Annotated in this window: 19 protein-coding genes; 10 read left to right on the forward strand and 9 right to left on the reverse strand. The window is 64.1% G+C overall.

Translation table 11 applies throughout. The annotated features are described in order from the left end of the window. Positions 1–20: 20 nt before the first annotated feature. The 5 genes from QYC26_RS06150 to fliG form a co-directional block, all read right to left on the reverse strand. Positions 21–452: a helix-turn-helix domain-containing protein gene (locus QYC26_RS06150; protein WP_317514520.1), complete on the reverse strand. Its 432-nt coding sequence runs from the start codon at positions 450–452 to the stop codon at positions 21–23. Next, complete coding sequence (fliN, locus tag QYC26_RS06155) at positions 449–820, reverse strand: flagellar motor switch protein FliN (RefSeq protein ID WP_317514521.1); 372 nt, start codon at positions 818–820, stop codon at positions 449–451. The genes QYC26_RS06150 and fliN overlap by 4 nt, the downstream gene beginning before the upstream one ends. A gap of 11 nt (positions 821–831) precedes the next feature. Next, positions 832–2,418, reverse strand: a complete 1,587-nt coding sequence (fliF, locus tag QYC26_RS06160) for a flagellar basal-body MS-ring/collar protein FliF (RefSeq protein WP_317515004.1) — start codon at positions 2,416–2,418, stop codon at positions 832–834. A gap of 145 nt (positions 2,419–2,563) precedes the next feature. Continuing rightward, on the reverse strand, positions 2,564–3,235 hold the full coding sequence (locus tag QYC26_RS06165; protein WP_317514522.1) for a FliH/SctL family protein: 672 nt from the start codon (positions 3,233–3,235) through the stop codon (positions 2,564–2,566). Between the two features lie 46 nt (positions 3,236–3,281). Continuing rightward, positions 3,282–4,316, reverse strand: a complete 1,035-nt coding sequence (fliG, locus tag QYC26_RS06170; protein WP_317514523.1) for a flagellar motor switch protein FliG — start codon at positions 4,314–4,316, stop codon at positions 3,282–3,284. A gap of 99 nt (positions 4,317–4,415) precedes the next feature. On the opposite strand from fliG, the gene QYC26_RS06175 reads away from it, so the two are divergent. After that, a complete protein-coding gene (locus QYC26_RS06175; protein WP_317514524.1) occupies positions 4,416–7,154 on the forward strand; it encodes a hypothetical protein in 2,739 nt (912 codons plus the stop codon). A 22-nt stretch (positions 7,155–7,176) separates the two neighbouring features. Further along, positions 7,177–7,605, forward strand: coding sequence for a flagellar biosynthesis protein FlgB (locus tag QYC26_RS06180; protein WP_317514525.1), 429 nt, complete (start codon positions 7,177–7,179; stop codon positions 7,603–7,605). Positions 7,606–7,666: 61 nt separating this feature from the next. Here QYC26_RS06180 and QYC26_RS06185 read toward each other — a convergent pair whose 3' ends face one another. Together QYC26_RS06185 and QYC26_RS06190 are read right to left on the reverse strand one after the other, a co-directional pair. Continuing rightward, positions 7,667–7,987, reverse strand: a complete 321-nt coding sequence (locus QYC26_RS06185) for a hypothetical protein (protein WP_317514526.1) — start codon at positions 7,985–7,987, stop codon at positions 7,667–7,669. A gap of 39 nt (positions 7,988–8,026) precedes the next feature. Beyond that, positions 8,027–8,386, reverse strand: coding sequence for a hypothetical protein (locus QYC26_RS06190; RefSeq protein ID WP_317514527.1), 360 nt, complete (start codon positions 8,384–8,386; stop codon positions 8,027–8,029). Positions 8,387–8,497: 111 nt separating this feature from the next. Between QYC26_RS06190 and QYC26_RS06195 the strand changes: the two genes are divergently transcribed. The 3 genes from QYC26_RS06195 (at position 8,498) to QYC26_RS06205 (ending at position 10,918) form a co-directional block, all read left to right on the forward strand. Beyond that, on the forward strand, positions 8,498–8,836 hold the full coding sequence (locus QYC26_RS06195; RefSeq protein WP_317514528.1) for a hypothetical protein: 339 nt from the start codon (positions 8,498–8,500) through the stop codon (positions 8,834–8,836). A 74-nt stretch (positions 8,837–8,910) separates the two neighbouring features. Further along, a complete protein-coding gene (locus tag QYC26_RS06200; protein ID WP_317514529.1) occupies positions 8,911–10,263 on the forward strand; it encodes an FAD/NAD(P)-binding protein in 1,353 nt (450 codons plus the stop codon). 76 nt (positions 10,264–10,339) lie between these two features. Further along, complete coding sequence (locus tag QYC26_RS06205) at positions 10,340–10,918, forward strand: hypothetical protein (protein WP_317514530.1); 579 nt, start codon at positions 10,340–10,342, stop codon at positions 10,916–10,918. Positions 10,919–10,928: 10 nt separating this feature from the next. Here QYC26_RS06205 and nadB read toward each other — a convergent pair whose 3' ends face one another. Further along, positions 10,929–12,527 carry an L-aspartate oxidase gene (nadB, locus tag QYC26_RS06210; RefSeq protein WP_317514531.1) on the reverse strand — a complete coding sequence of 533 codons (1,599 nt, stop codon included), beginning with the start codon at positions 12,525–12,527 and terminating at the stop codon, positions 10,929–10,931. Between the two features lie 46 nt (positions 12,528–12,573). Continuing rightward, a complete protein-coding gene (locus QYC26_RS06215; RefSeq protein WP_317514532.1) occupies positions 12,574–13,500 on the reverse strand; it encodes an ABC transporter ATP-binding protein in 927 nt (308 codons plus the stop codon). A gap of 137 nt (positions 13,501–13,637) precedes the next feature. Here QYC26_RS06215 and QYC26_RS06220 point away from each other — a divergent pair, with 137 nt between their 5' ends. From QYC26_RS06220 to QYC26_RS06240, 5 genes are all read left to right on the forward strand, one after another. Further along, positions 13,638–13,838, forward strand: coding sequence for a zinc-finger domain-containing protein (locus QYC26_RS06220; protein ID WP_317514533.1), 201 nt, complete (start codon positions 13,638–13,640; stop codon positions 13,836–13,838). 37 nt (positions 13,839–13,875) lie between these two features. Further along, complete coding sequence (tldD, locus tag QYC26_RS06225; RefSeq protein ID WP_317514534.1) at positions 13,876–15,300, forward strand: metalloprotease TldD; 1,425 nt, start codon at positions 13,876–13,878, stop codon at positions 15,298–15,300. Positions 15,301–15,388: 88 nt separating this feature from the next. Further along, complete coding sequence (locus QYC26_RS06230; protein WP_317514535.1) at positions 15,389–15,592, forward strand: putative signal transducing protein; 204 nt, start codon at positions 15,389–15,391, stop codon at positions 15,590–15,592. A gap of 156 nt (positions 15,593–15,748) precedes the next feature. Continuing rightward, positions 15,749–16,087 (forward strand): P-II family nitrogen regulator, encoded by a 339-nt coding sequence (locus QYC26_RS06235; protein ID WP_317514536.1) that lies wholly within the window; start codon positions 15,749–15,751, stop codon positions 16,085–16,087. 15 nt (positions 16,088–16,102) lie between these two features. Beyond that, positions 16,103–17,416: an ammonium transporter gene (locus tag QYC26_RS06240; RefSeq protein ID WP_317514537.1), complete on the forward strand. Its 1,314-nt coding sequence runs from the start codon at positions 16,103–16,105 to the stop codon at positions 17,414–17,416. Positions 17,417–18,137: the final 721 nt, after the last annotated feature.

Raw genomic sequence — 18,137 nt, forward strand, 5'->3', positions numbered from 1 at the left:
CAAGGGGCTCCGTTACCGGCTCAGATCTGGACCGCGGGGATCACCGCCACGCCGTCTTCCATGAAGCTCCTCAGCTTGTTGCGCATCGTGCGCACCGAAATGCCGAGCATCGCGGCCGCGCTGGTGCGGTTGCCATGGCAATGTGCCAGTGTCTCGAGGATCAGCGCGCGTTCCACATCCGCCACGGTGCGGCCCACCAGCGGCATGCACAGATCAGCCAGGCTTTCGCCCGAACGCAGCCGCTGCACCACGTCGGGCACGTCGACCGGAACGTCCACCATCACCAGCCTTTCCGCATTGCGGCGCAGCCGTTCCAGCGCGCCTTCGGTTTCGCACACCGACAGCGCCGCATGCGATCGCCGCGCCATTTCGGCGGCGACGCGAAGCGTGCTGCCGGGCTCGCCGACCAGCATCAGCCGTGCCGAGGCACTGGATGTTGCCTGTGCCGTCAACGGTCTTGCCGGACGATTTCAGTGAGCGTCACGCCGAGTGCGCTGTCGATCAGCACCACTTCGCCGCGCGCGATAAGCCGGTTGTTGACGAAGATGTCGACGGGTTCACCAACCCGGCGATCGAGTTCGACAACGTCGCCCGATTTCAGGCGCAGCAACTGGCCGATATCCATCTGCGAACGACCGAGAACGGCCTGCACCTTCACCGGCACTTCATACACGGCCTGCAGATCATCGGGCGTCGGCGGCGTGTTGGGGCGTTCGACAGCAGCCGCGCGTATCTGGCTTTCATCACCGCCCACGGCGTCCATGCCTTCCTGGGCGAATTGGGTGGGGGCCAGTTGGCGCGGTTCGTTTTCGTTGGTCATGGGATACTCTCTCATGCGTTCATCCACTGGCGGATAACCGATACGGATTCAGTCGGGTTGATGGCGACGGCGTCGCCAATGCGCTTCAGGGCCGAAAGCTTGATGCGCCCGTCCACCTGGGCCAGCGCAATTTCCTGATCGAGCAGCGGTTGGTCGCCCTCGCGCATCTGCTCCAGCTGCTTCATCGCCTCCTCGTCGCCATCGGCGGCGCGGGTCGCCAGTTCGAGCATTTCGGGGCTGTCGGGGGCTGGTAGTTGCTCCGCCCCCTCGGCGCCTGCGGCGGCGGGCGCCGGCAGCGCGCGCTGGTCGCGGAAGCGCTTGGGGCGCAGCATGTTGAGCGCGAACAGCACGATACCGCCAATCACCACCACCTTCAGCAGGTCGAACAACTGGCTCGCGGTAATGCCGAAAGGCAGACCCGAATCCGCGCCTTCCATGTCTTCGGCGGTAGCAAAGGCCATGCTCTCGACGATCACGCTGTCACCACGCTCGGCGTCGAAGCCCACGGCATTCTCGACCAGCCGGGTCAGGCGCTGCACCTGTTGCTGCGGCAGCCCGTCGGGGCCGCCATCGACCATGACGGCAACCGTCAGGCGATTGAGCTTGCCCGGATTGCGCACGCTCACCTTCTGCGTGCGGCTGTTCTGGAAGGTAATGTCTTCAGATGTTTCGTTGCGCGCCGAATTCCGGCTGTCGCCGCCATTGCCCGCAATTGCCTGGTCGTTTTCGGGCAGCTGGTTGGAAATCGTCGCGCCGTCGGCCGAAATGCGGTTTTCGTTGTTCTGCTCGCCCGATTCCACGGTCACCTGGCGCGCGATCACCTGCGTGTCGGGGTCGTACACCTCGGCTTCCTCGCGCGTCTGCTCACGGTCGAGCATCGCGGACACCTCAGCGCGCACCTTGCCGGTGCCGACGATCGGCTCCAGCATGGTTTCGATCTGCTGGCGCAGGCGCGCCTCGACGGCGGCCTGGCGTTCCTCGATCTGCGAACCGGCGGCATCGCCGCCCTCGCCTGCACGCGCCAGCAGCGCACCCGACTGGTCGACGATCGAAACGCTTTCGGGCGCCAGTTCGGGAACCGACGACGCCACGAGATAGCGGATCGCCTGCACCGTCTCACCGGTCAGGCGGCCATTGGTCTTCACCGTCACAGCGGCCGTCGCCTTGCGGGGTTCGGCGGCGAACATCGCGCGTTCGGGCATCACGATATGGACGCGCGCGCGCGATACACGCTCGAGACTTTCGATTGAACGCGCCAATTCGCCTTCGATCGCGCGCGTCTCGTTCATCTTGGCGCGGGTGGAGGAAACACCAAAGGGCTCCTCGGCATCCAGCACGTCATAGCCGATCTTGCCGCCCAGCCGCTCGGATGCCATCGCCATGCGCAGTTCGGCAAGCTTGTCGACCGGTGCCATCACCGATGTGCCGTCCGACGAAATCTGGAAGGGCACATTCTGCGCCCTCAGCTTTTCGGTGATCGTCTGCGCCGCCGACGGATCAAGGTCGGTATAGAGATATCCCATTTCCGACGTGGGACTGCGCAGCGCCAGCGCACCGAGACCGACAAGCAGGGCAAGCGCAACGCCCCCCATGATCATCAGCCGGCGCGGCCCCATCTGCGCGACAAAATTCCGCAATCCGTTCAAGACAGGCCTCGTAACTAGATCCGCAAAGGCCCGCGCCCCTGCTTCGGTTTATTATAGGAGGACCGAAGCTAGGCAATTATTGCCCAGACGAAATCTTTTACGATTTTATGCGTTCGCCCAGCAAAGGCGCCATTTCTTCAAGCACTGCGGCATGGCGCGCGGCGCGTTCTACGGCCAGACCGCCATCATCCCAGAAAATACGCGCATCGCCCTGCGGCATGTCGTCGTCGGGGATCACCGAGATCACCAGCTTGCGGCGCTCCTTGCTCGCGCGGACTTCGACAAGCTGCTCGACATCGGCCACCTGCGCCGAATTGACGCGGATCCGCAACTGCGCGCCGCGTCCGATCTGGTCGAGTACGCGGCCAAGCGCCTCATCGATCGCCCGGGTCGGCTGCATCTCCAGCGCATGGCCGGCAATCGCCTCGGCAGCGGCCAGCACGGCCTCGCCCGCATCCTCGCGCATATCCTGCGCCGCGCGTTCCAGCCGTTGATCGGCATCTTCAAGCGCCGCGTGGAGCGCATCGATCGCCGCCAGCACCGCCGCCTCGCGTTCGCCGCGCGCTTCAGCCAAGGCCGCCTCGAAACTTTCGCGGCGCGCATCGACCAGCTGGTTCGCATGCGACCGCTTCAGCCGATCGATCTCGGCCTGCAGGGCCGCAATCCGATCGAGCAGTTCGGGGCTCTGCACCACCTCGTCCTCAACCGCCTCTTGCTGGCGGAATATGCGATCGAACCCGAACGGCCGAATTTCGATGGAAGACCCCATCCTCGCCTCTCAAATCGTCTTTGTCCTGTCCCCGCTGGGGGCAGGATCAGTAAATCATCGCATCGTCGCTCTTGGGATCGACGAGCACGATCTCGCCCCGGTCGCCCAGAGACTTGGCCAGGCGCACCAGGTTCGTCTGCGCCTCTTCGCAATCGCGCGCGCGTACCGGGCCCATCGCGGACATGTCGTCGCGCATCAGCTTGGCGGCACGTTCGGTCATGCCCGAGAAGAAGAGCTGCTTCATTTCCTCCGGCGAGCCCTTCAGCGCCAGCGCAAGTTCGCGCTTGTTGCTGTTGCGGACGATCACCTGGATCGCTGCCGGCAACAGATTGCCCAGATCCTCGAAGGTGAACATGAGCGCGCGGATGCGTTCGGCCGATTCCGGCGCCTTTTCGTCGAGCGCGGTCAGCATCGCCTCTTCGGTCGTCCGGTCGAGCGCGTTGAACACCTCGGCCATCGTTTCGTGCGGATCGCGGCGCTGGGCGCGCGACAAGTTGGTCATAAACTCGCTCTTCAGCGTCTGCTCGACCTGCAGGATCACGTCCTTCTGCACCGTTTCCATGCGCAGCATACGCATCACGACATCGGTCGCCATCTCATTGGGCAGTTCAGCCAGAACACGCGCAGCATGGTCCGAACGCAGCTTGTGGAGGATCACCGCCACGGTCTGCGGATATTCGTTCTTCAGATATCCCGCGAGCACGGTCTCGCTGACATTGGACAGCTTGTCCCACATCGTCCGGCCCGACGGGCCACGGATATCCTCCATGATCTCCTTCACGCGCTCGGGCGGCAAAACCGCCTCTAGCAGGCGTTCGGTCGATTCGAACGAACCGTGCAGGCTCGTCATGCTCGACACCTCGCCCGAGAACTGGACGAGCAGATGCTCAACGACAACCGCCGGCACCCGGCCCAGTTGCGCGATCGCCTGCGACAGTTCCTTGATCTCGTCGATCGTCAGCTGTTCCCAGATGGGGCCGCCATGTTCATGGCCGAGCGCCAGCATCAAGGCCGCTGCACGCTGCAGGCCCGAATACTTTTTCAACTCCGGCGGCTCGGCGACCGGCGTCATAACGCTCATGCAATAACCCCCAAAATATTCGCGCTTCCGTGCCCGAAAGGGCCGCGCGTCCTCTATCTTATAGGAGGATGCATCGACGGCCGGCCATCGGAGGGTAATTTGGCGATAAATTTAAACAACAGCCTGCTGGGGCTGAGCATGCTCACGGGCACGAACTATCTGTCGGGCGATGTGTTCGGCTCGGTGGAATCCGCAGCCGTGCGCGCCGCCAAGAAACTCTTCACCACGCCGACGACGACCGCGCCGTGGAATGAGCCCGCCTCCAAAACGCCGGTTTCGATCCAGATCTCGAACATCAAGCGCCTGCCGACGATCATCGACACCACCGCCAGCAGCACGATCAGCAAGCTGCCCGACGTGCAGACCAGTTTCACCACCTATAAGGCGCTCTACAAGCTGCAGCTGCTCGCCGAGTTCGCGTCGAAGACCTCAACCTCCGCATCCGAGCGCGCCCAGCTTCAAACTGCATTCTCCAAAGGGTTGTCCGACCTTCAGACCTATCTCGGCAAGGCGCCGAGCGACGCACTCAACCTGTCCTTCGGCAAACCCTCGACCTCGGCCGAAACCGTTGGCATCGACAAGGCCTCCAGCTCGGGCAAGGTGGTCGGCACTGGCCTGCTCAAGGAACGCGACGGCGCACTTCAGGGCATCACCGGCAACGAAGTCATCTCGATCAAGGTCGCGCGCTCCAGCGGCTCGGAAACCTTCACGGTCAACCTCGCCAACACGCCGCAGCCGCCGACGCTCGATTCCATCGCCGCCGCGCTCAACGCCGCGATTGCCTCCTCGCCGATCCGCGACAGCAACGGCGATCCGATCCTCAACGGCAATGGCGAGGAAATTCCCCGCTGGGCATCGCGCTTTGCGGTCGAAAAACATGACGACAAATGGGGCCTCGTGCTGAACGGCCAGGCCGCCGAAAAGATTTCGCTCGATCAGGTCGGCGCGCCCGATGCGCTGCTCGTGGTCAGCGGGCAGACGGGGCTTGATGCCCCCACCTCGGCCAAGGTCCAGCGGATCGACGATCCCCTATCCAGCCTCGGCAACCTCACCTCGCTCGGCACGCTCAGCGCGGTCGATGCCGCCGCCACCGAAAAGGCTGTCCAGGCCGCCAAGACCAAAACCAAGATAGATACCAAAACCAACAAGACCGACGACGCCAAGGACAATACCCCGGCCGACGTCGCCGCCGCGCTCAACGCGCGCGCTGTCGTCACCGATGCCGATGGGTTCAGCTATGTCGTCGGCACCACCGCGGGCGATCTTGGTTCGCAGCTGTCCGATGGCGCGAACGATCTCTTCCTCACCAAGCTCGACAGCGAAGGCAATGTCGTGTGGCAGCGCACGCTGGGCGCCGCCGGCGAGGCTGCAGGCGCGGCGATCAGCATCGCGGACAATGGCGACATCGTCGTCGCCGGCACGGTGAAGGGCGCGTTCAACGGTTCGATGAGCGGCGACAGCGACATGCTCGTCGCCCGGTTCGACGCAAGCGGCCAGGAAAAATTCGCCACCTCGATGCGCAAGGCGGGCAATGATACCGCCAATGCGGTCACCGTCGGCCCCGACGGCTCGATCTATATCGGCGGGCGCGCGTCTTCGGGCAATGGCGACGCCTTCCTCGTCAAGCTCGACGCCACCGGCAAGGAAGTCTCGCGCCGCACGATCGACAGCGGCAATGGCGACAGCCTGACCGCACTCAGCTTCGATGCTTCGGGCCAGCTCATCGCGCTCACCCGCGAGGGCACCAACGCCGTCGTCCGCAAGATCGACAGCGACAATCTCTCGCTCGATCTCGGCTCCTATTCGCTGGGCGCGGTCGACGCCTCGGCGATCAAGGTCGCCGCGAGCGGGGAAATCATCGTCGCTGGCGCCACGAGCAATGCCGTGTCCGGCGCGCAGGTGAATGGCCTGAGCGGCGGGCGCGACGGGTTCGTCACGCGGATCGATGGCGCGCTTTCGGGTGCCAGCACCACCTATATCGGCTCGTCGGGCGACGATCAGGTCGACAGCATCGCCTTTCTCGGCGACGATATCTATGTCGGCGGCCGCACCAACGGCGCCATTGATGGCGATCGGCGCGGCGCGGTCGACGGCTTTGTCGGCCGGATCGATCTGGCCACCGGCGCGCTCGAAAGCGTCTCGCAATTCGGCCGGGTCGCGCAGCGTACCGAAACCGTCCAGGTCGCCGCCGCCCCCGGCGGGTCGACGATCATGGGCGCGCTCGGTTTCAACCGTGGCCAGATCAACGCCACCGAATCCACGACGCTCACCTCGCTCACCAGCCTGCGCAAGGGGGATAGCTTCAGCCTCACCGTGAACGGCGGCACCGCCAAAAAGGTGACGATCGACGCCACCGAAACCTTCGCCACGCTCACCAAGAAGCTGGGCAAGATCCTCGGCTCGTCCGCCACCGTCACCACGCCGACGGTCAATGGTCAGCAAACGCTGCGGATCACCGCCAAGAACGGCCAGAAGATCGAACTGATCGCCGGTCCCAATGGCACCGATGCACTGAGCAAGCTCGGCATGCTTCCCGCACGCCTCATCGGCTCCACTTCAACGGGCAGCAAGACGCCCAAGGTCAGCCCCGGCGGCAATTACGGTCTCAACCTCAACCTCGGGCTCAACCTCTCCGATCGCGGGGCCGCCGCTGCCGCGCTCGATGCGGTCAAATCGGCAATCTCGATGACGCAGAGCGCCTATCGCTCGCTCTATTGGAGCGATGCCAACGCCAATATCGTCGACGGCAAGAAAGCCACCATCTCGGGCGGCGGCTCACCCTATCAGCAAAAACAGCTCGCCAATTATAAGGCCGCGCTCGAGCGGCTCGGCGGTTGATCCAAGGCGAAAGGGACAGACGATGAAAACCAACGCCCTGCTCGGCGCCATCCATCAGCAGATGAAGCATCTGGCCGAACGCCAGCGCGTCATCTCCCAGAACATCGCGAACAGCGAAACCGGCGGCTACAAGGCGCGCGAGGTCACCGGCCCCGATTTCGCCGCGCTCCTCGAAGCGCAGGGCAGCAATGGCGGCAAACCCCGCATCAGCCGCCCGCGCATCAGCCTCACTTCTGGCATGGCCGCGATGGGTGCCACCCCGCCCCAGGGTGGCACGCGTATCATCCTTGATCCCGATACCGGCGAAACCAAACCCGATGGCAACAATGTGACGCTTGAGGAACAGCTGCTCAAAATGGGTCAGCTCCAGGCCGACTTTGCCGAGATGACCAACCTCTACCGCAAGCAACTCGCGCTGATGAAAACCGCGATCGGAAAGGCGTCGGGATAAGGTCGGCAGCCAGGTCGGATTTTGTCAGGCTGCACGCTCGCGAAGCGGCCGTTTCGACGCACTAGTCGCCATTGGCATCGACTGTAAAAATTACCGTCTTGCCTCGCGATGCAGGGTCCCACCCTGCCGACAACGCAGCCCGCACCCCTCTGGCGGCAATCGTGTCGTTGATGTGAGAACGGCCCTTCGGCAATCCTCGCATAAGGCGCTTGGGCGTCGGAAACTCGAGCACCGCCTCACGCGGCATGTCGTGCTGACGCAATGAGACCGTCATGCCTTTCCAGCCATCGTCAGAGGATAGCTGGGGCTCGCTCAGAAGCTGCCAATCATATTTGAACCCATCGATTTCGACGGTGCCGCCATGGCTACGGATGCTGGACATAATACGCCCTAGCATGCCGATGACGACACTTCACCCCATTCACTGATGGCGCAGCACTTTCTCGAACCCCTCATTCGCCTTGGTCATCTTGGCCAGCTTCCTAAGGTAGCTGCGAATATGCCGCTCGAACCGGGCGTCATCATAGGTGCTCGTCGCCGGATAATCGTCTTGGCTGACAAGTTCCTTGACGCGCTTGGCGAACGCGGCCTGTTCATCCGTGCAATCGGCGTTTTTCAGTACGCGGCAAACCCATTCCTCAGCTGCGGCCTTGTCATAATCGTCCCGCGCCTCATAGCCGCGCCGGTCCGCCGCCGCCTGATCCAGCCTTGCCGCCTCGAAACGGCGCTCAAGCCATTTGCGAACCTGCTCTCCATCCCATGGTTTCAATGGATCCGTCATCGCTGTTCCTGTTTTTGAATTTCGGCAAACGCCGATTTATGAATTTGCCAATATGATGCCGCCGTTCGCATCGCTATAGGCCAAACGAAACCAAGACAATTGAAGCGATCCATGGCCCGCAAGCGTTCGAAACACGACCCCTATGACCATCTCCCGCAGGAAGACGAGGCTCCGGCAGCGCCGGTGCCCTGCTGGCTATGCGGTCGACCAACCGGCACGACCATCGTCTGGCATCATCCCATACCCAAAAGCCGTGGCGGGCGCGATGTCGTGCCGATGCATTCCATCTGCCAGCAGACGCTGATTGCCAATTTCACCAATTCCGAACTGCAGCGCCATGGGATGGAGGTGGCGGGCCTTCTGGAAAATCCAAACGTCCGCAAATTCGTCGACTGGGTCGCAAACAAGGATCCGGACTTCACCGCGACCATCGCAAAGAAGCAACGCTAAGGCTGGACGAGTTACCGCTAAAAGGCCGGGATGGGCTCTAGCCCTTCCCCGCCATCCATGCGAACCCATGACCCATGTTGAAGGTCGATCACGTCGCCATTGTCGGCGGGGGATTCAGCGGCGCGTTGCTCGCGATCAACCTGCTGCGGCACGACACGGTGCGCGTGACGCTGGTCGAGCGCCGGTCGGACCGGCTGGGCCGGGGGCTCGCCTATTCGGCGCCGCATCTCGATCATGTCCTGAACGTCCGCGCCGCGAATATGAGCGCGCTGCCCGATGCGCCCGCGCATTTCGTTGACTGGCTGCAGGCGGAGGGCGCCGGGCAGGAAGCCAGCTTCGCCACGCGCCGCGGCTATGGCACCTATCTCTGCACGCTGCTCGACGCCGCGCGCGCCTATGCCGGGAAACGCTTCACCGTGCTGGCGGATGAGGCGGTCGATCTGACGACGGGCGAACACGGCGCGGCGCTCACGCTGCGCTCGGGCGCGCGCGTCGATGCCGATATCGCGGTGCTCGCGCCGGGCAATCTTCCCCCGCACGACCTGCCCGCCTTTGCCGGATTGGCGCACCCCGCTTATGTCAACGATCCCTGGAACACGAACATCGCCGCCGGGCTGGCGCCGCAAGACTGCGTGCTGCTGCTCGGTAACGGCCTCACCGCGGTCGACTGTGCCTTGAGCTTCGAAAATGCGGGGTTTGCCGGAAAGATCATCGCGGTGTCGCGGCGCGGGCTGGCGCCGCACGCCCATGCCCCCGCGCAAGAATTTGCCCGCCGCAGCGCGCGTCCAACCGGGCCGGTCTCCGCGCTCGTTCATGATGTCCGCGCCCGTGCACGCGCCATTGGCTGGCGCAACGCCGTCGATGAACTGCGCCCCTTCACGCAGGATATGTGGCGCGCCGCCACCCCAGCTGAACGCCGCCGCTTCCTGCGCCATTTACGCCCCTATTGGGATGTCCACCGCCACCGCATCGCGCCCGAGGTCGCCGCGCGGCTTGATCGTCTGCGCGCCAATGGCCGACTGACCGGTCGCGCCGCCAAAGTCATCTCCGCCGCGCCCGCTGGCGAGGGCCTTATCGTCACGCTCCGCCCGCGCGGGGCAGATACGGACGAAGTACTGCGGGTCGCGCGCGTCATCAACTGCACGGGCCCTTTGGGTGATCTGCGCCGCGCCGCCGATCCGCTGCTCAAAAATCTTTTCGCTCGCGGAGATATCCGCCCCGATCCACTGGCCATCGGCATCGATGTCGATCGCCAATGCCGTGCCATCGCATCGGATGGCAACGCGCAGGACCGGCTTTATGTCGTCGGCCCGATGACGCGCGGCGCGCATTGGGAAATCGTCGCCGTCCCCGATATCCGCCAGCAGGTATGGTCGCTCGCGCGCCAGATCACCAATGCACATTGGGTGGAAGCAGAGGGGCTCTGAGATCCGCACAGGTGCTTGCACATGTCCTTGATCGTCCCCAATATGCGGCTATCTCCATGAGCCGAAAAGAAAAACGATGAAGACCCTGATCCCCAGCGCCCTGTTTGTCGCCCTCACCCTCACCACCAGCCCCGCGCTTGCCGCCGGGCAAATCGTCAACGCGGCGGTGGGCGATTTCAACCGCGACGGCGCGCCCGATCTCGTCACGCTCACCGCCGACCCCGAGGAACCGACCGAGATCGGCATCGCGGTCTATCTGCGCGACAAGGATCGCAACATCCTCTTCCCCACGCTCACCGCGCCGCGGCTGTTCTGGGGCAGCGCGGCGAAAGATGGCTTTACCGGGCAGGAACCTGAGATCGCCGCCACCGCGAGCGGATCGATCCGCGTCACCACGAAGAATAACGCAATCGGGCGGCACCGTTGGGAACAGACGCTCACCATCGCGCACCGCGACGGCGGCTTCGTCGTCGCCGGCTTCACCTACAGCCATTACGACACGATCGATCCCGATACGGGCGGCAGCTGCGATCTCAACCTGCTCACCGGCGCGGGGCTGCGCGATCAGAAGCCGCTCAAGGCCAAGCCGCAGCGCATCGCACTGCCTGACTGGAAGGGCGAACTTGGGATGGACGCGTGCGGGATGGGCGGCTGAGCCTTTCGGCTCAGGGCACCAGCACCGTATCCACCGCCTCGGCGAGCGTCTGGGGATAATCGAGCGTATAGTGGAGCCCGCGGCTTTCCTTGCGCTTCAAGGCGGAGCGCACGATCAGATCGGCCACCTCGATCAGGTTGCGCAGTTCGATCAGGTCGGGCGTCACGCGGAAATTGCCGTAATATTCCTCCACCTCGCGGCGGAGCAGCTTCACGCGGTGCGCCGCGCGTTCCAGCCGCTTGGTGGTGCGCACGATGCCCACATAATCCCACATGAAGCGGCGGATCTCGCGCCAGTTATGCGCGACGATCACCTCCTCGTCGGAATCGGTGACGCGGCTTTCGTCCCAGGCGCGGATCGGCGGCGGCGCGGGGAAGCTTTCCCAGTTCGCCGCGATATGCTTGGCCGCCGCTTCGCCAAAGACAAAGCATTCGAGCAGCGAATTGGATGCCAGCCGGTTCGCGCCGTGCAGGCCCGATTGCGTCACCTCGCCTGCGGCATAAAGGCCGGGCAGGTCGGTACAGCCATTGAGGTCAACGATCACCCCGCCACAGGTATAATGCTGCGCGGGGACGACGGGGATGGGCTCGCGCGTGATGTCGATGCCCAGATCCATCAGCCGGTTGTAGATATTGGGGAAATGCTCGCGGACGAATTCGGGCGGCTTGTGGCTGATGTCGAGATGGACATAGTCGAGGCCCAGCCGCTTGATCTCATGGTCGATCGCGCGGGCCACCACGTCGCGCGGAGCCAGTTCGGCGCGCGGATCGAAATCGGGCATGAAACGGTGCCCGGTCTCGGGGATCAGCAAATGCCCGCCCTCGCCGCGTACCGCCTCGGTGATGAGGAAGTTCTTCACCTCCAGATTATACAGGCAGGTCGGGTGGAACTGCATGAACTCCATGTTGGAAACCCGCGCACCCGCACGCCATGCCATTGCGATCCCGTCACCCGTCGCGCCGCGCGGCGCGGTCGAATAGAGATAGGTGCGCCCGGCCCCGCCCGTCGCCAGCACGGTCGCGCGCCCGGTGAACAGTTCCACCCGCGCGGTCTTGCGATTGAGCGCATAGACGCCCCACACATGCCCCTCGGCGCTGAACTTCTCGCCGTGGCGGCCGGTGACAAGGTCGATCACCACCATGTCGGGGATCAGCGTGATATTAGGGTGTGCAAAGGCCGCGCGTTCCAGTGCCTGCTGCACCGCCCAGCCGGTCGCGTCGTCGACATGGACGATCCGGCGGTGGCTGTGCCCGCCCTCGCGCGTCAGGTGCCAGCGGTCATCGCCCCCCTCGCCGGGGTTGAACGGCACGCCCAGTTCGGCCAGCCGCTCGATCGCCGCCGGCGCATTCTCGACAACAAGCTCGACGGTGCGGCGATCATTCAACCCCGCGCCCGCCACCATCGTATCCTCGATATGGCTTTCGAACGTGTCGCCCGCCTCGAGCACGGCGGCGATGCCGCCCTGTGCATGCGCGGTCGATCCATCCGAAATCCCGGCCTTGGCGATCACCGCCACGCGGAAGCGTTCCGCCAGATTGATCGCCGCGGTCAGCCCGGCCGCGCCGGATCCGATGACGATCACATCATAATTATGGCTGGTTTCGCCCATGGCCGGTCCGTTCGTATTCACTAGGGGGATGTGTCAGGCCGCGCGCTCAGCCCTGGGCCGCCGCGCGCGTGAGGTTCAGGAAAACATCTTCCAGATCGGCTTCGCGGGTGACGACGTCGACGATGCCGAAACCGCTGTCCTGCACGGCGGCCAGCACCTGCCCCGCATTCACCTGCGCCTTGGAATAGGTGATCGACAAAACCCGCTCGCCCTTCAGCTCGATCTTCTGGAATGCGCCGTGCGCGGGCATCGCCGCTACATCGCGGTCCACCGTCACCTCGACCAGTTTTTCCTGCGCCTTGCCCACCAGTTCGCGCGTGGGCTCGTTGGCGATCAGCCGGCCATGGTTGATAATGGCGATCCGGTCGCACAACGCCTCGGCCTCTTCCAGATAATGGGTGGTCAGCACCACCGTCACGCCCTGCCGATTGAGTTCGCGCACATAGGCCCAAAGCTGCTGGCGCAGTTCGATATCGACGCCCGCGGTCGGTTCGTCGAGCACCAGCACCGGCGGTGCGTGCACCATTGCTTTGGCCACCATCAGCCGCCGCTTCATCCCGCCCGAAAGCGTGCGCGAATAGGCGCTCGCCTTATCTTCCAGATGCATCGCGCGCAGCAATTCCATCGAGCGCCGCTCGCCCTTGGGCACGCCGTACAGCCCCGCCTGAATCTCAAGCGTCTCGAACGGGGTGAAAAAGGGATCGAACACGATCTCCTGGTTGACGATCCCGATCGACGCCTTGGCGTTGCGCGGATGCTGGTCGATATCGAATCCCCAGATCGCCGCGCGCCCGGCGGTCTTGTTCACCAGCCCGGCCAGAATGTTGATCAGCGTCGATTTTCCCGCGCCATTGGGACCCAGCAGCCCGAATATCTGCCCGCGCGGCACCTCGAAACTCACGCCATCCAGTGCGCGCTTGCCGCCCGCATAGGTTTTTTCGATTCCGTCGATCTCGATCGCAGCCTGGGTCATGGCGCAACCGCATAAACGCTTACGCCGCAGGGCGCAAAGCTGCGCACGCATTTCGGGGGCATAAATTCGCCTGCGAGGCCCATTCCCGGCCACGCCGATTGTTGCACCCGCATTTCGGGCTTGCTAATGGGCGGCGCATGAACGCCAACCCCGAAACCATCCGTGTCACGTCCGCCCGCGTCGCCTGTGACGGCGCTTCCGATATTCCGGGCGGCGAAGCTCTTGGCCATCCGCGCGTCTTTCTGCAGATCGACGAAAGCGGCTATGTCGATTGCGGCTATTGCGATCGCCGCTTCGTCCTCGCCGGCGGTCCTGCGGACACGGCTGACAAACACTAAGGCTACCCAGCCGCGATAATGCGCCTATATCGGTGGCATGCACACCGATCCGCGCAGCTTTCTCTATCGCCCCGGCGGCCTCGATCCCGACGCCGCCCGACTGCTCACCGCCCAGGCGCTCAAGGCCTGCGACGATGGCGAGCTTTACCTTCAGTACAGCGCCTCCGAAAGCTTCGGCTTCGACGATGGCCGGCTGAAGACCGCCGATTATTCGAGCGACTCGGGGTTCGGGCTGCGCGGTGTCTCGGGCGAGACGACCGCGTTCGCCCATGCCAATGAACTGAGCGAGGACGCGATCCGCCGCGCCGCCGAAACGCTGACGCTGCTCGATCCCGCCAAGGGCCAGCCCGCGCCGCCGCCGCAGGGCAACAACCGCCACCTGTATACCGCCAGCGATCCGCTTTCGCTCGTCCCCTTCGCGCAGAAGGTTGCGCTGTGCGAACAGATCGATGCCGCCGCCCGCGCGCGTGATCCGCGCGTCGCGCAGGTATCGGTCAGCCTGTCGGGTTCGTGGAACGTGATCGAAATCGTCCGCCCCGACGGTTTCACCGCGATGGACGTGCGCCCGCTCGTCCGCCTTAACGTCTCGATCGTCGCCGAACAGAATGGCCGCCGCGAAACCGGCTCGTTCGGCATTGGCGGACGCCATGTCTATGACCGGCTCTTCTCCCCCGAAACGTGGAACCGCGCGATCGACGAGGCACTGGCACAGGCGCTCATCAATCTCGAATCGGTGGCCGCCCCCGCGGGCGAGATGACCGTGCTGCTCGGCCCCGGCTGGCCCGGCGTGCTGCTGCACGAGGCGATCGGCCACGGGCTTGAGGGCGATTTCAACCGCAAGGGCACCTCGGCCTTTTCGGGGCGCATCGGCGAACGCGTGGCCGCCCCCGGCGTCACCGTGGTCGACGACGGCGCGCTCGGCGAACGGCGCGGTTCGCTGTCGATCGACGATGAAGGCACGCCCACGCGCGAAACCGTGCTGATCGAGGACGGCATTTTGAAGGGCTATATGCAGGATCGGCTCAACGCCCGGCTGATGGGGGTCGAACCCACCGGCAATGGCCGTCGCCAGTCCTATGCCTATGCCCCCATGCCGCGCATGACCAACACCTTCATGAAGGCGGGGAATGACGATCCCGCCGAACTGCTCTCGCGCGTCAAAAAGGGCATCTTCGCCAAAAGCTTTGGCGGCGGCCAGGTCGATATCGTCTCGGGCAAGTTCGTCTTTTCGTGCACCGAGGCCTATCTCGTCGAAAACGGCAAGCTCGGCGCGCCGATCAAGGGCGCCACGCTGATCGGCGACGGCCCCACCGTGCTCACCAAGGTGGCCGGCATCGGCAACGACTTCGCGCTCGACGAGGGCGTCGGCATGTGCGGCAAGGGGGGTCAGTCGGTTCCCGCCGGCGTCGGCCAGCCCACGCTGCTCATCAACGGCCTCACCGTGGGTGGCACCGCCGCGTGATGACCGTGCGCCCCGGCATCCCGACTCCGCCCTGCCTTGCGGCGGCGCGGGACCGGGGTGCCGGGTCGCTGCCCAGGGCCACAGGCTGATGCCGCTCGTCCCGGTCGCCGAATATCCCGACCGTATCGCCGCCGATCTCGCGCGGCTGCATCTCGAGGCCGAGGGCCTCTCTCCCATCCTCTTCGACAGCGGCGTCGCCAGCCTCGGGCTGGGCCTGCTCGCCCCCGTCCGGATCATGGTGCCCGAAGATCAGGCAGAGGCTGCCCGTATCTTGCTCAACCCACCTGCCTGATTTTTAGGCATCGTTTCGCAACTGCACAATTTTTAGCGCCCTGCTCGCCACGCGGTGGCGAAGCCATTGTGCATTGCAACAGGATTCCGGGACTTTTCGGATTCTGGCACGGCCCTTGCGAGGCATCCCTCGCGCATCAAATGCAAAGGGGGCCGAATGAAACTCGTCATCGCCATCATAAAACCCTTCAAGCTCGACGAAGTGCGCGACGCGCTTTCGGAACTCGGCATCGCCGGGATGACCGTTTCGGAGGTCAAGGGTTTCGGCCGACAAAAGGGGCAGACCGAAATCTATCGCGGCGCCGAATACAGCACCAACATGGTGCCCAAGATCAAGCTTGAGATCGTCACGGACGACAGCCTTGCCGACCGGGTGGTCGAAGCCATCCAGTCCGCCGCGCACACGGGTGCCATCGGCGACGGCAAGATTTTCGTTCTCGATGTCGGTCAGGCCGTGCGCATCCGCACCGGCGAAACCGACGAAACCGCGCTCTAATCGAAAGGGGGAAAGATGAATTTTTCCAAGAAATTGGCGATGAGCGCGGGGGCGATCGGTGCATCGCTCTTCGGCGCGCTGCCCGCCTGGGCCCAGGAAGCCGCAGCTGAAACGCCCAAGATCGATACCGGCGACACCGCGTGGATGCTTACGTCGACGCTGCTCGTCCTCCTCATGATCGTGCCGGGTCTGGCGCTGTTTTACGGCGGCCTGCTGCGCACCAAGAACATGCTGTCGATGCTCACCCATGTGCTCGGCGTCACCTGTCTGGCGATGCTCGTCTGGGTCGGCTGGGGCTATTCGATCGCCTTTTCCGAAGGGACGCCCTTTTTCGGCGGCCTTTCCAACCTCTTCCTCCTGAACGTCAAGGCCGACGCGGTTTCGGGCACCATCCCCGAATATGTCTTCGTCGCCTTCCAGATGACCTTTGCGGCCATCACCTGCGCGCTGCTCGTCGGCTCGCTGGCGGAACGCGTCAAATTCGGCGCGCTGATGGCCTTTGCGTTCATCTGGCTCACCATCGTCTATTTCCCGCTCGCCCATATGGTGTGGTCGGCCGGCGGTTTCTTCTTCGAAATGGGCGCGCTCGATTTCGCGGGCGGCACCGTGGTCCACATCAACGCGGGCATCTCGGGGCTGGTCGGCTGCCTGCTGCTCGGCAAGCGCATCGGCTATCAGCGTGAGGTTCTGGCCCCGCACTCGATGACGATGACCTTCATCGGCACGGGCCTGCTGTGGGTGGGCTGGTTCGGCTTCAATGCCGGTTCGGCGCTCGGCGCCAACGCCAACGCCGCGCTCGCCATGATCAACACCTTCACCGCCACCGCCGCCGGTGCGCTGGCCTGGCTGCTCGCCGAAAAGCTGGCCGGTCACAAGGCCTCGCTCCTCGGCGGCTGCTCGGGCGTCATCGCCGGCCTCGTCGCCGTCACCCCGGCGGCCGGCAATGCGGGCCCGCTCGGTGCGATCGTCCTCGGCGCCATCGCCTCGTTCGTCGCCTTCTGGTTCGTCACCGCGATGAAGCCGCGCCTCGGCTTCGACGACACGGCCGACGTCTTCGGCATCCACGGCGTCGCCGGCATCGTCGGCTCGCTACTCACCGCGGTTACCTATGCCCCGATGTTCGGCGGCCCGGGCGCTGCGGACTATGCGATCGGCGGCCAGCTCGGCGTCCAGGCCTTTGCCACCGCCGTCGCCATCCTGTGGTCCGGCATCGGCTCGCTCATCGCCTTCGGGATCGTCAAGGCCGTGTTCGGCCTGCGCGTCAGCGAAGAGGTGGAACGCGAAGGCCTCGACCTCGGGGAGCATGGCGAACGCGCCTACAACTACTGATCCGATTTGGGGGAGCGTCTTTTATTCCCCGGCGCTTCCCCCCTCCAGGGGTTCCTCCTGCGAACGCACTGGGCCGGTGTGGCAACACACCGGCCTCTTTTTATGCCCGCGATCAGCGGCGCGGCGGGTGACATAAGTTACACGAGGGACTGGCGGAAAGGTGCGGTCTTTACGCTTTGCGAGCGACGGGTAATCGCTGCGTGAACCCTAGGCCGCGTGCGCGATTTGCACCCAACCGGCCAACGCCCCCCTTTGCACTCCGTTGCTACAACGTTTTTCAATGAGCGTATTGCAGTTGCGAGGCCATGCCCGCAATTGGGCGTGCCCGGACAGACCGCAACTGGGTCGAAACGCCGTCACCGGCCATGATCCCAATTTGTCCACCCCCTAGCCCGGATAAGGCGCTGTAGGACAGGGCCGTGCGATCACGCCCTTCCGGTGGAACTTCCATCCAGAGCACACGTTACACACCCCGGCCAGAGGTTTTGACCGCCTCGCCCGCCAAGTGGCGCAACCAGCGCACGAATTTCCGCACCTTGCGGAGTAAACAAGTTATCAAGTTAACTTGTTTTTCGCCACTCTATTTAGAGTGTGAAATATATACTACGAACCCTGAAAATAGATCCGTATGATTTACAAAATAAATATGGATTTATCAGATAACTTCATCATACAAAAATTCTCGTTTCGGCGAGAAGATGAATCCATTCGTCGCATCACG

Source organism: Sphingomonas sp. C3-2 (genome assembly GCF_033025475.1).
GTDB lineage: Bacteria > Pseudomonadota > Alphaproteobacteria > Sphingomonadales > Sphingomonadaceae > Sphingobium_A.